Raw genomic sequence first — 14,299 nt, forward strand, 5'->3', positions numbered from 1 at the left:
TCACTCCCACAAATCGGTGGACAGATATTTCAGGCCACTGTCACACATCACAATCGCCACACAGCCGCCTTTTTCCGACCCGCGCAACAGCTCCGCCGCCGCTGCCAGATTGGCCCCTGCAGAAAAGCCTGCGAAAATCCCTTCGCTCTGCGCCAGCAAACGCGCGCCCTCGCGCGCGGCGTCCCCCGTCACCGACAGATGCCCCGCCAGCGCAGTGCCGTTCAGATGCACCAGATCGCCCATGGCATAGCCGCCGCCTTGGATCGGGTGCTCTGCCTGCGTCACGGTTTCGCCCGCAATTGCCCGCGCGCCCTCCGGCTCCACCGCATAACAGCGTACACCTTTGGGGCCGAGATACGCCGCCGCCCCCGCCAATGTGCCACCAGATCCTGCAAAGTCACAAAAGGCCGTCACCGCCCCGTCAGACTGCGCCCAGATCTCTGGCCCGGTGCCAGTTTCATGCGCCTTCGGGTTGCCTTCGTGGCCAAACTGATCTGCGCGAAACGCCCCGCGCTCTTGGGTGATCCGCTGCGCCGCCTCATCCACCATGGCAAGGTCCGCCCCCGAGACTTCGCCCGGCTTACTGCCCGCGGCCTGCGGCACAATCACCACTTCCGCGCCCAAGGCCCGCATCATCCGCGCCCGCTCCACCGAATTGCCCGCGCTCATCACCGCAACAAACGGATGCCCCAGAATGCCGCAGACAATCGCCAGTCCGGTCCCCATATTGCCAGAGGTAAGCTCCACCACCGTCTGCCCCGGCGCAAGCGTGCCATCCTTGCGCGCCATCTCAATGATCGCCTTGGCCGCACGGTCCTTCTTGGAAAACCCCGGCAGCAGGTAATCCAGCTTTGCCACAATCCGCCCGTCCAACTCCAGCCGCGCGCAAATCCGGCTCAGCTCCACCAGCGGCGTATCGCCAATCGCCTCAACAACAGAGGGTAAGATCATGTCAAAACTCCCAGCTCTTTGCCCACTTTGCCAAACGCCGCCAGCGCCCGGTCCAGCTCTTCTTTGCTCAAGGCCGCATTCATCTGCGTGCGAATGCGCGCCTGCCCGCGTGGCACCACCGGGAAGAAGAAACCAGAGACATAGACCCCCTCCTCAAACAGCCGCGCCGCCATCTCCTGTGCCAGCGTCGCCTCGCCCAGCATCACCGGAATGATTGGATGCTCACCGGGCAGAATGTCAAAGCCCAGCGCCTCAAGCCCGGCCCGCCAATAAGCCGCATGCTCAAACAGCCGCGCGCGCATCTCCGCACCTTCTTCCACCAGCCGCAGCGCTTCGATCCCGGCGGCAACAATGCTCGGCGGCAACGAATTGGAAAACAGGTAGGGCCGCGCCCGCTGCCGCAGCAGGTCGATCACTGGCTGCGGCCCCGCGATGTAACCGCCGATTGCCCCCCCAAGGGCCTTGCCCAAAGTCCCGGTGAGAATATCCACATCCACGCCAAAATGATCCGGCGTGCCCGCTCCGTTTGGCCCCATGAACCCGGTCGCATGGCAGTCATCCACCATCACCACCGCGTCATACTCTTTCGCCAGCCGCGTGATCTCCGGCAGGTTCGCCAGATAGCCATCCATGGAAAACACGCCATCCGTCGCAATCATGACATGGCGCGCACCCTCATTGCGCGCATGTTTCAGCATCCCTTCCAGGTCATGCATGTCATTGTTGGCGTACCGATAGCGCTTCGCCTTACAAAGCCGGATGCCATCAATGATCGACGCATGGTTCAGACTGTCCGAGACAATCGCATCCTCCGGCCCCAACAGCGGCTCAAACAGCCCGCCATTGGCATCAAAACAGGCCGCAAACAGGATCGCGTCATCCTTTTTGAGAAACGCCGCCAGCTTCTGCTCCAGCTCCCGATGAATGTCCTGCGTGCCACAGATGAACCGCACAGAGGCCATGCCAAAGCCGCGTGGTTCCATCGCCCCCTTGGCCGCTTCAATCAGCGCCGGATTGTCCGCCAGCCCAAGATAGTTGTTGGCACAAAGGTTGATGACCTCGCGCTCTCCAACCGCAATTTCCCCGCCCTGAGGCGAGGTGATCATGCGTTCCCGCTTCATCATCCCCTCCGCCTCAATGGTTCTGAGCGTGGCGCGGATGTCGTTCAAAAAAGCGTCTGACATGGGAATCTCCATAATGATGGACAATCATCTATCATAGCGGATTTACCTCCGTGAAGAGGAAATTTCACTATAGCGGACAAAAATCCTGAATTTTGGAATTCATTTGACTTCAAGGTATCATACGAACGGCAGCATCGCCGGCCGATAGGTCGGGCTGCACCCATCGCGCGACAGGGTATTGCCACAGGCAATGTCCCGAAAGCGGGGCTGACCCTCGGCAGGTGCATCAGCAACGCTGGATGAAGTGAAACCGGTTGCGGGTTTTGACAGGCTTTGATCCAAAACCTCCGTCTGACTGCACCTACTCAGGCAGGCGCACCCCTACGCGCCAAACCTCACCCATTCTTCACAATCAAAAACACCCGCGCGGCCTCGCTGGCCTCAATCCCATGCGCCACATCCGCCGCATAGCGCGCCGTGTCGCCCTTAGCCAAGTCTTGCGCGGCTGCGCCGCTGCTCACCCGCACCGCGCCTTCCAGAACGGTCAGCTGTTCCTGCGCGCCGCGTTTGTGGGGCTGGCTCATCAAACGCCCGCCCGCCTCAAACCGGATGTCATAGACTTCATGCCCGCCCACATCTTCGGGCGGGGACAGGATATGGATCAGACAGCCCTCACCCATATTGTCAAAACGCGGCACATCGCTGGCGCGCAGCACCTCAACCTTGTCTGCAGCTTCCGCATCCAGCAACCCGGCAAAATCCACCTGCAAAGCCCGCGTCAAATTCCACAGGGTCGCTATGGTCGGGCTGCTTTCGCCACGTTCAATCTGGCTCACCATAGATCGACTCACGCCGGACAGTTTCGCCACAGCATCCAGTGACAAACCTTGCGCACGCCGCGCTTCTCGCAACCGGCTCGGCAGCAAATCCAGAATGGGCAAATCGGTATCCATGCCCCCAGATGCTGCGAACATCCCCAATTTGTCAATCAACAGCCCGCCATCCAACACGCCCCCATCCGTAAGACTACGGGTGCCGCGCTGTGACGCTCCGTTTCTGGTGACGCCCCCTTTCTGCATCTGCATAGTGCAGCGCAAATACGACGGAGAGGAGATCACCCATGTCGGACATCGTAATTCTGGGCGGCGCACGCACCGCTGTTGGCACTTTTGGCGGCGCGCTTGCCAACACCCCCCCTATTGAGCTGGCCACTGCGGTCTCCAAAGCCGCCATCGAACGCGCGGGCGTTCAGGGCGACCAGATCGGCCATGTGGCTTTCGGCCATGTCATCAACACTGAGCCGCGCGATATGTATCTGTCCCGCGTTGCTTCCGTTGAAGCAGGCGTGCCCAACACCACCCCGGCCATGAACGTGAACCGCCTCTGCGGCTCTGGCCTTCAGGCGATCGTGTCTGCCACCCAGTCCCTGATGCTGGGCGATGCGGATTTCGCACTGGCCGGTGGTGCCGAAAACATGTCTCGCTCGCCCTACATCATGCAGCAACAGCGCTGGGGCCAGAAAATGGGCGATGTGAAAACCCTCGACATGATGCTCGGCGCGCTCAACTGTCCGTTTGGCACCGGCCACATGGGCATCACCGCCGAAAACGTCGCCGATGAACACGACGTCACCCGCGAAGATATGGATGCCTTTGCCCTCACCAGTCAGGAACGTGCCGCCGCCGCGATCGAGGCCGGCTATTTTGACGAACAGATCACCCCAGTCGACGTCAAGGTGAAGCGCGACATGGTGCCGTTTGTACGTGATGAGCATCCAACCGCCTCCACACTGGAAAAACTCGCCAGCCTGCGTCCGGTCTTCAAAAAAGACGGCCGTGTGACCGCAGGCAACGCTTCAGGGCTCAATGACGGTGCCGCCGCTGTTGTGCTCGCACGTGCAGAGGCTGCAGAGGCCGCTGGCCTGACACCAAAGTTCCGCGTTCTGGGCTATGCCCACGCTGGCGTCCGTCCAGAAGTGATGGGCATTGGCCCTGTTCCAGCCGTGGAAAACCTGCTGGTAAAAACCGGCCTGTCTGTTGGCGACTTTGACGTGATCGAAAGCAACGAAGCCTTCGCCGCACAGGCGATCGCCGTGAACAAAGGCCTTGGTCTGGACACTGCCAAAGTCAATCCAAACGGCGGTGCGATTTCCCTCGGCCACCCGGTTGGCGCAACCGGCGCAATCATCACCGTAAAGCTGATGTATGAACTGGAGCGCACTGGCGGTTCCAAAGGTCTCGCCACCATGTGCATCGGCGGCGGTCAGGGCATCGCACTGGCGATTGAGCGCATCTAAATCTTTCTCAGAATCTGGTGGGCGGTCAAAAGTTAACGCCTTGGCCGCCCACCGAAATGGCACCTACGCAATACAGTCGCGATACCGACGCAATACCGACAGCTCTGCAAATGGTTAATTTGGGCCCTAATCGACCCAGACAGTGATTCGATCCGACTGTCCACGCGCATCGATCACGGTCAGAGTTGCACTGCCCCGCCCTACCGTGGGAACGGTCACATCACTCCTGCGCACCCCACTCGCAACTGGCGCGCCATTGGCCAATACGGTCAGCGGATAAGCCGCATTTTTGACTTTGAGCGTCATGCCCCCCACCGCATTCGCAAGCCGCGCGCCCTCAGGAGGAAACGCCACCTCAAGGGCGTCCTCTGCGCTCTCAAAAACAGCATTGCGCCCTCGAAATTTTTGAAGAGGCTCAGGCAGTTGCGCCGTGTTGACGATCAGCGTTTCCGGCGGCGGTGCTGACAGCGGATCAAGCGTAGGTTTCAGCCTCTGAAACACATCGAACAGCACCGGCGCCGCCACCTCAGCGCCAAAAGCCCCCGGCACAGGTGTGCCATCCGGTCGGCCAATCCAGACCCCAGCCACGTGCCGCCCATCAAAGCCAATCGCCCAAGTGTCCCGATGCCCATAGCTGGTTCCGGTTTTATAGGCCAAGCCACTGCGCGGCGCCCCCGCAGGCGGCGCAATATCAGACAGGATATCCCCCAGATGCCAAGCCGCCGACCGGCTCATAACCCTCTGTCTTTGTGAGGTATTTCTCCCAAACTTCCACAACAAAGGTGTCGAAACACCCCCCTGTGGGATCATCGCATAGAGCGTCACCAGCTCTTCCAACGACACCCCAACGCCGCCCAATGCCACCGCCAGCCCAGCGGTCCCTCCCGGCACCTCAGGGGCCATCCCCGCCGCGCGCATGGCGGCCATCAAATTGGCCGGCCCCAGTTCATCCGTCAGCATAACAACAGGGATATTCAGCGACTGCGCCAAGGCCTCCCGCACCCGCAATTCTCCGCGAAAGCGCCCGTCAAAATTCTGCGGTGCATAGCGTCCAAACCGCGTGGGCCGATCCGTAATCATCGTGTCCGGATGCGCAAGTCCTCGGTCAAAAGAAAGTCCATAAACCAAAGGCTTAAGCGTCGATCCCGGAGATCTCTTGGCACGGGTCATATCAATAAACCCCTGCCGCGCATCCGCACCAATGACCCCAGCGGAGCCAACTGAAGCGAGGATCTCTCCGCTCGTGTGGTCCGCCACAACCATTGCAATCGACACCCGTGCCTCCAGCCCTCGCAGTGCGTCCTGTGCCAAAGCCTCCAACGAAGTCTGCAGCGCACGATCCAGCGTCACCTCATGCCTCTGAAGCTCCGGCGTCTCAGCCAGTGCCCGATCCGCCAAATGCATGGCAACTGAGGGAAACGCCCGCCGCACCCTTGGCACGGGAGTCATCAGCGCTCCAGCGACGCTTTCCTGATCTAAAACACCGGCTTCCTCAGCCCGCCTCAGCACCCTTTCCCGCGCGTCCGCAGCCGCAGCGGTATGGCGATCCGGCCGCCGTGCATTGGGGCTTTGCGGCAACGCAACCAAAAGCCCCGTCTCGGCGGGTGTAAGTCGTTGAGGTTCTTTGCCAAACCAAGACAGAGTGGCAGCACGTATGCCTTCGAGATTGCCGCCAAATGGCGCATGGGTGAGATAAAGTTCAAGGATCTCGCGCTTGCTCATATGCTGCTCCAGCGCGAGCGCCACACGGATCTGACGCAGCTTGCCCGCCCAGGATCCGGTGCCAGAATCCTCAATCAACCGCGCCACCTGCATTGTCAAAGTGGAGCCGCCAGAGACCACCCGACCGTGCCAAAGAGACTGCGCTGCGGCACGTAAAAGCGCCCGCAAATCAACGCCTTGGTGATCCCAAAACCGTTTGTCTTCATATGCCAGAAGTACATCTATGTAGAGCGGATCCACCTCACCATAGCCCGCACCAAGCCGCCACAATCCCCCTTCTACGGTATAGGCGCGCAGCAGCAGACCGTTCCGATCCACAACTTCCACAGAGGTATCAGCCAGAAGGTTGGGCAGCTCTGTCGTTTCGACCCATTTGTCAAAAGCGTCTCGCGCCCCTGCTACAAACAGAAGCGCCAGCACCAGAAAAACGGGCAAAAACCGCATGTTATTCGGTCACAACCAAACGCGACGCCGCGGTGTTGGCGCGGTACTGCGGGCGATACATATCTTCAACAGACGCCGCTGGATGATGGTAATCCCCGGGGCTCACCGCACGCACCGTATAGGACAACTGAAACGGCTGGTCCGAACGCCAATCCACCGCCGCCAGAAAGCGATCTGCGCGGAACTCAGTGTTGGCCGCCTCCACAGATTGCAGCCAATCCATGTCACGCAAATCCCCTGCTGCCAGCAGGTTGGGATTGTCGATTTCAAAGCCTGCCGGCAATGGGTCATTGACCATCAAACGCGCTCCACCGTCGCTTGCTGGCACAACTGTCAGCACTGTCACAAAGCGCTCTCCCGCGCGTACCGTTTCCAGCTCAACAGGTTGCCCCTCCAAAGAAAAATACGCGCGTTCAAGCCGATAGCCATAGGATCGCGCCTCCGTTGGATAGGTTGGCACACCCACGGTGGTCACGGTCACAACCTGAGGCACGTCGCCTGCGTTCGTAAGGGCGACCTCTTGTGACACATCCTGTTCCTTCAAGCGCTGCAAAAGCGGCCCATTCAACGCTTTCCCATTCAAAATCAGCCCATTGGGACGTTCATCCTCAGTCAACGCATGCGCCGCCATCAACGACCACACCGCCTCTTGGGTGGATCGCTCCTGCCTATCCGCGGCCACTTGGTGCAGCAAGCCGTCTATATCGATCGCCTCACTACCGGCTGCAACCGCCAGCGCAACCGCGCCCGCAGCGTCGCGCAGGTCGGTGCCATAATCGGCGCGCCAAAGCGGTGTCTCTTCACGACCCTCCTGCGCTTCGATCTTACGCGCTGCCGTGCGGAACATTTCGTCCGCACGCATCTGATCACCATAAAGCGCCAAGGCTGCCCCCAACTGCGCAGCAGCCAGCGGCGTGGCAAAAGCTGTGCCTTTCACATCGGCGTAGTAGCGCAGATCGCCCATAGCAGCGGCACCTTCACGTGCCAGCACCATCAGGGCGTAGGCCAAGTCCTCGCCACCGCTGTCAAAATCCGGGGCATAGTTCACACGATTGCGCAGGTTGTTCATCGCCTGCTTGAATGCCGGGTCAGGAACCGCATGCCCCTGCGCGCGTGCGCGCGACAGAAAGTCAGTGACATAAGCGTCGAGCCAGAAGTCACCGGACTCAGGACGCCAAAGACCAAAGCTGCCATTGCTCGCCTGACGCGTCAAAACAAGCGAGATCGCCTCAGCAATGCGTGCATCAATATCTTGATCGACCCCAAGCCCCAAACCATTTGCCACATCTTCAAAATAGAGGAGCGGTAGGGTTTGAGAGGTCACCTGCTCAGTACAGCCATAAGGGTAACGGTCCAGCGCCTGCAGCAAGCCCGGCGCATCAAAACGCGCCAGCGCGCCAGAGGAAACCACCGCTTCCGCACTACCGGCGCGCAAATCGACAAACAAATCAGCCCCCAACGACAGTGTTTCACCTGCGGCCAGCGTGAGTTGCCGGGTTTCGCTCACCGCCGGATCATTGGCCCGAACAGGCAGCATGAGAGATTTGGTCAAGGTCTTGCCATCGGGTGTCGTCAGCGCAACTCGCACAGCATGATCGCCAGTTTCCAGCGCGGTGAGCGGAATAGAGAAGCTCTGTGTCCCCTGCGCAGCGAGATCAAACCCCGAAGGATTCGCAGCCGCATCAAGGGCAATGCCCTCGGCTTCCACATCTAGTCCCATCCGGCCAGCGGCACCTTCTGCATGAACAAACTCCAACAGCAACCGGCTCTGATCACCGGGCGCAAGGAATCGCGGCAAGCTAGCCGTCACAACAACCGGATCACGCACCAGCACCTCAGCCTCTGCCTGGCCAACGCCTGTTTGAGACCACGCCACCGCCATCAAGCGCACCGAGCCGTTGAATTCGGGGATATCAAACTGCACATTCGCAACCCCATCCTCGCCAACCGCGACAACACCGCTAAAGTAGGCAACCAATTCTTCGGTTGGCGGTGGCGAGTCAAAACCTCCTGCCGCATTGGCATCGCCACCAGACCGCAAGCGCCCCATGGCCCCACTCAAGCCGTTGATCAGGCGACCATAGACATCGCGGACCTCCATACCCAATCGGCGTTGACCAAAGTAGTGTCCCGACGGGTCAGGGCTCGCAAAGCTAGTAAGATTGAGAATCCCAACATCCACAGCTGCCAAAGTCACATAGGCCGTTTCACCAGGTTTCACACCATCCACTTGCAGCGCCACATCAAGTGGACCGCGTGGATCCATCACATCAGGCGCAGCGATAGACACCGCTAGCTGCTTTTCTGCCGGATCGACCTGCGCATATTGCAAACCAAGCGCACGTGCAGGGTTTTGCCCTGCTGCCGCGTTCCCGGCCCGAATGACCGATGCGGTGACATAAGCGCCTGCACCCCATTCGTCTGTCACGTCCAAGTCTATCAGGTTCTCGCCCTCCTGGACCTCAACGGTTTTCATAGCGATGAGCCGGTTGGACATCACAGAAATCAACGCGGTCCCGGCAAAACGCGGCACAAGGCGCAACTGCGCAGTCTCGCCACTGCGATAACGCTCTGCATCCAGCGACAACTCAAGCGTATCGGGGGTTTCGGTCGCGTCTACCGGGGCATACCACCCCGCATCAAACGTGATCGCGGTGGAAACATAGTCACCGCCGTCTTGGGTCACAACTATCTCATAGCGGCCCCAATCAACATCTGCGCTGACCACCAACGGCGCACCGTCGAGCGTTACGGACCCGCGCGCCACAACCTCGCGCGTGGTTGTGGGCTCCCACTCCCAGCCGCCATTGAGCTGATACCACTGGTAATGCGTGCGCAAACGGTTCACGGTCCAATTGACTGGCATGGCGGCGGGGGTCAGATCGGCATTAAGTGCAAGGAGCTCAAAGCTGGCTTGGCTGCCTTCCGGCACAACGTCCTCGCCAAAACGCGGCTTGATCCCCACCATCGGTGTTGTTGCGGCGACAGGATGGCTGATGCGACGTTCCACTGGTCTGCCAGACCCTTCCAGCACGCGTACGGCCACCTCCGCGATCAGGGAACGGCCTTTGGCCTCTTGCTCCGGCAATGGCACAAAGATATCTGCCTGACCTTTGCTGTCTGTCACGTCGCCAGAGAAATACTCGGTCTGCCCATAAAACGGCAGATCATATCGACCAAAACGGAAACCCGGATATTCCTCAAACGTCTCGCGCGCTTTCAGTGTCACTTGCCCTTCCACATCCAGATTGGCGGCAGGAGCGCCAAAAAGGTATCTGGCACTAAGCGCCAATGGGCTCGGATTTTGCACGTCAAAAGCACCATCTGGCGGGGTCAGGTCAAAGTCGATCCGCTCAGGCAGGAAGTCTTCGACAAGCACCTTGGCTGTCGCCAAGGCAGGCGCTTCCAGATCGGACTTAAGCGCCAGTGACCAGCGCCCACGCGGCACAGTGGCGCCTAGGGGCAGTTCAAAGACATGCCCGCCAGCGACACCATCAACGGAAATCCGGCGACTGTATTCCACACCATCCGGACGTGTGAGAATGGCCGTCAAGGGCAAGGCCGGCAGCGCCTGTGCACGATCACCGCGCGCCAAGGCGGTCACATAAATCGTCTCACCCGCGCGATAGACCCCGCGATCTGTGGTGACATAGACATCAATTGGCGGCGTAGCGGGGCGCCCTTCAACGCCACGATCTGACAAATCAAAGGCGGGGTCTGTCAGGGACAGGAAAGAGAAATCATCCCCCTTTTGCACCATAAGCAGTGCAGGCGACGCGCTGCCGGCACCACGTGTCAGACCTGCATCAAAAACAGCATATCCTTCATTGTCAGCCACTGCCTCCGCCAAAACGCGATTGGCGCGCGACAGCAAAGTGACCGTTGCACCACTTAACGCGCCTGCATCGGACAGCTGTCGCACAAACACGTGCAAACCATCGCTGCCACTTAAGCTCGAAATCCCGATGTCAGACAGAAGAAACCACTGCGTCGTCGATGTTTCATCATATTTGTCGGCGCCCGGCACATCCGCCGTCAGTGCGTAGACACCTGCAGCCTGTCCCGCGACCAAATCTGCCATTGGCAGGCGCGTTGTCATGGTCTGGTTGAGCGTGTTTTCTACTTGTCCAGTGCCGGTCCATACGGTTTCTGCAACATCACGATCAAAATCCTCCATCTGCCAATAGCTCAGAGGTTGCCCAAAATACCCGTCCTGCATGGCACGCAAAATATTGCGATCGTTCACCCGCTGAAGCGTCAGGGACACTTCGTTGAGGTTAACAGTCTCAATGGGTATCGCCGCATCAGAACTGCGCGGCAAAACATAAGCTCTGCCTGCAAACGCAACGCGCGGGCTTCGATCGCGCACATACGCACGGACATTGGTGTCGCGTACAAGGCTCTCCCCGCTTTTTGCTGGCAGCCCTTCCCTGAAGGTGACCTGAATGTCCTGCCCATGTGCCAAACCTTCCACGCAGATACGCCGCTCTTCCACACGAAGTGCCAAACGGGCATCGGGCAATTTCACGTAAGGCGTGTAATCCTGACCGGTCTCGATGAGCGCTTCGTTGAATTCCGCGCACAAGCGCGGGGCTTCCAAGTCGCTTTCAACTTGGTGATCAGAGACGCGAAAGCCGTACTTTCCGATGGCATCTTCCAGTTTGTCCAGAACCTCACTGCGTGGGCTGATCGTCTCGGCAAGACGCAGGCTGCGCAGCACCGCCTTGCCCCGGTCCTGGTCTTCCAGACGCTCGGCCATCAACACCAACGCGTTCACTTGCTCCGCGTCTGAGGTGGCGCGCAGGTATGCATTTATAGAGGCAAGGTAAGCTTGCTCTTTATATCTTCGCGTCTCAGAAGTGCGATCCCCGCGCAAACCAGCATTGAGCCGACCATACTCCAGCCAAAGGTCACTGCGATCCGCTTTGCTCAGCGCGCCACCTGTCCAACGCATTGCGCTCAACATGTTACCTTCGGCGCGACGCTCTTTTGCCGCCTGAAGCATATCGGCAACCGTCCAAGGGCCGCCTGCGTGCCTGCGTCCGATGTTGGCAGCAAGGTCTTTGGCACGAGCAAGATCATTCTCCGAAAGGAACCCCAAGTCTTTGCCCCGAGCCTGAGCTGTCCTCAGGGTTGTCTCCGAAGCCGAAAACACCTCAGCCGACACGGCACCATCGTAGGGCTGCCGCTCATTGACTTCAGATTTTGGAAAACACGCATTGGAGCGCTGGTTGAACGTAAAGGCCACACATTCAGGCTTGCTGAGGCAGGTCTGTGCGCAAGCCTCATAAGTTGTATCAAACAGGTTTTGCAAATCGGATCCGTAGAAATCGACATCGCGACTCACCACCAGGCGTTTCTCCGGCACATAGCTTTCTTGTGCTTTCGCCGCCGTTCCCGCCATCGCAAACAGCCCAATTGCTAAAATCCGCAGCATTCTATTCTCCAACAATCAATAACTTGATCGTGCCATGTCACAAACCTGCATTGCAACGATGCAAACACATCCCGGTATTAAGCAGATGTTCATCGACTGACAGGAATATGGCCTCTAACGATAAGACGGCTTGAGGATCGGCGTATGTCGCTGGCGCAAAAACTTGCTGACGAACGGCGTGCCCGTTTGGCGGCAGAACGCTTGTTAGAGTTGAAAAAGCGTGAGCTTTATGCAGCCAACCGCAAGTTGGGCAAACATGCTGCGCAACTCTCAAACGAAATTGTGGAAGCCCGTGCGACAGTTGAAACTGTTACCAAAGAAAACAACAAGTTTCGCTCTGATCTGGAAACAGCTCAGGAACGCGCAGACAAGGCAGAAAGACGTCTTTGGCATTCCCTTTCCACAATCCGAGATGGCTTTGCCTTCTTTGACGACAGCGGCAAAATGATCGCCGCCAATCCCAGCTATCTGGCAATCTTTGAGGGTGCCGACCACATAAAACCGGGCGTGTCTTATCAAGAGATCATGGAATTTGCGGCACATGAAGGGCTGTTTATTCTCGAAGACACCTCTCCGGAAGACTGGTGCACGATGATGGAGCAGCGCTGGCACGCAGAAGAGCCAGAACCTGTGATCGTTCAGCTTTGGAATGAAGAGTTTCTGAAGCTCATCGATCAACGCGATCTCGGGAATGACCGGGCCAGCTTGGCCATGAACATCACAGAGTCGGTTCGCAACGAAGCGGAGTTGCAGCGTGCGCAGCATGAGGCCGAAGCGGCGAGCCAGGCCAAATCTGCGTTTTTGGCCAACATGAGCCATGAACTACGGACACCAATGAACGGTGTTGTCGGGATGGCCAGCCTGTTGATGGACACAACGCTGACTGAAGAACAGCGTTTGTTTGCATCAACCATCAAGAACTCGGGCGAGGCACTGCTGAACATCATCAACGATGTCTTGGACTATTCAAAACTGGGCACCGAAAATGTCGGGCTGCGCAATGAGACCTTCGATCTGGAGCGTTGCATCCATGAGGTGATGACGCTGCATCAGGTGTCTGCCCGCGAACGTGGGCTCGAATTGCTGGTCGACTACGACCTGTTCCTGCCAACTCAATTTGTTGGCGACATTGGACGCTTCCGTCAAATTCTCACGCATCTTGTTGGAAACGGGGTGAAATTTACACACACCGGTCATGTCTTGGTGCGGGTTGTTGGCGTTATCACAAACGATGGGTCTAACGCTGTGTTGCATATCACAGTTGAGGATACAGGCATTGGCATTGCCGACGAACAGCTGGAACACATTTTCGGAGAGTTCAATCAGGTCGATACAAGCCAAAACCGTGAATTCGAAGGCACTGGGCTTGGTCTTGCACTGACAAAACAGTTGGTCAACCTGATGTCCGGCGAAATTTGGGTCGAATCCGCATTGGGCATGGGTACGTCTTTTGGGTTCCGACTGACGCTACCGATCGAAGAAGACTGCGATCATCTTCCAATCCCACTGCCTGACAACATTCAGCATGTGCTCGTTGCCTCTGATACCGAAGTGAACAGCGATCTGCTCAGAAAGCAGCTTGAGCAAATGGGCGCAACGGTAACGATTTGCACAGATCAGTCGCAGGCAATGTTGCTTGCACCTCATGTGGATCTGATTTTGGCAGATCATGCGGCCGGCGACATTGATGCACGGCAGTTGAACCGTGACATGCTTGAGCAGAATTTGGCGACGCCCATTGTTGCGTTGACCTCTGATCCCAACAGTTTCGCGGATGTTGATGACCTCGGGCTTATCAAAAGCCTGCTGCCCAAACCCGGTTCCCGCGCGGAGCTGAATCTCGGCATTGCAAAGGCGGCTTTGGCCAGCCCCAACAACAGCACTCCAGGCAATTCAAGCGCCCGGCGACGCATGCGCATTCTGTCAGCAGAGGACAACAAAACCAACCGCTTGGTGTTGGAGAAATTGCTCAAACCACTCGACATCGAATTGATGTTTGCGCATGACGGTGTCGAGGCGGTGGAGCGGTACGTTTCTTACTCTCCGGACCTTATCTTTATGGACATTTCCATGCCACGTATGGATGGCACCGAGGCCACAAAGAAGATCCGGGCGCTGGAGGCAAACAACAACCGACGGACCCCGATTGTTGCGCTCACAGCCTTGGCCAATGAAGGCGACGAAGAGCATGTGCTCAGCAACGGGTTGGATCGCTACCTGACAAAACCCCTGCGCAAGTCTGAGATTTTCAAAGTGATCTCAGAAATGCACCCAGAAGAAACGATTGATCCGTTCAAAGACAATTCAGAGGCAATCGCCAGCTGA

General features: G+C 58.2%; 7 protein-coding genes. 2 read left to right on the top strand and 5 right to left on the bottom strand.

What is annotated here, in order from left to right:
• The 3 genes from J7413_RS06050 to J7413_RS06060 all read right to left on the bottom strand — a co-directional run bounded on the left by J7413_RS06050 (position 1) and on the right by J7413_RS06060 (position 3,028).
• Entirely contained in the window at positions 1-951 is a 951-nt protein-coding gene (locus J7413_RS06050; RefSeq protein ID WP_209097163.1) for a cysteine synthase family protein, read from the bottom strand.
• Entirely contained in the window at positions 948-2,135 is a 1,188-nt protein-coding gene (locus tag J7413_RS06055) for a glycine C-acetyltransferase (RefSeq protein ID WP_209097164.1), read from the bottom strand. Before J7413_RS06055 ends, J7413_RS06050 begins: the two co-directional genes overlap by 4 nt.
• 335 nt (positions 2,136-2,470) lie before the next feature.
• Positions 2,471-3,028, bottom strand: a complete 558-nt coding sequence (locus tag J7413_RS06060; RefSeq protein WP_209097342.1) for an XRE family transcriptional regulator — start codon at positions 3,026-3,028, stop codon at positions 2,471-2,473.
• Between the two features lie 167 nt (positions 3,029-3,195).
• Here J7413_RS06060 and J7413_RS06065 point away from each other — a divergent pair, with 167 nt between their 5' ends.
• Positions 3,196-4,371, top strand: coding sequence for an acetyl-CoA C-acyltransferase family protein (locus J7413_RS06065; RefSeq protein ID WP_209097165.1), 1,176 nt, complete (start codon positions 3,196-3,198; stop codon positions 4,369-4,371).
• A 126-nt stretch (positions 4,372-4,497) separates the two neighbouring features.
• On the opposite strand, the gene pbpC is transcribed toward J7413_RS06065, so the two are convergent.
• Entirely contained in the window at positions 4,498-6,537 is a 2,040-nt protein-coding gene (gene pbpC / locus J7413_RS06070) for a penicillin-binding protein 1C (RefSeq protein WP_209097166.1), read from the bottom strand.
• A 1-nt stretch (position 6,538) separates the two neighbouring features.
• Complete coding sequence (locus J7413_RS06075) at positions 6,539-11,974, bottom strand: alpha-2-macroglobulin family protein (RefSeq protein ID WP_209097167.1); 5,436 nt, start codon at positions 11,972-11,974, stop codon at positions 6,539-6,541.
• Between the two features lie 144 nt (positions 11,975-12,118).
• Here J7413_RS06075 and J7413_RS06080 point away from each other — a divergent pair, with 144 nt between their 5' ends.
• Positions 12,119-14,299: a response regulator gene (locus tag J7413_RS06080; protein ID WP_209097168.1), complete on the top strand. Its 2,181-nt coding sequence runs from the start codon at positions 12,119-12,121 to the stop codon at positions 14,297-14,299.

Origin of the sequence: Shimia sp. R10_1 (assembly GCF_017744095.1) — a bacterium.
In the GTDB taxonomy this organism is placed as follows: domain Bacteria; phylum Pseudomonadota; class Alphaproteobacteria; order Rhodobacterales; family Rhodobacteraceae; genus Shimia.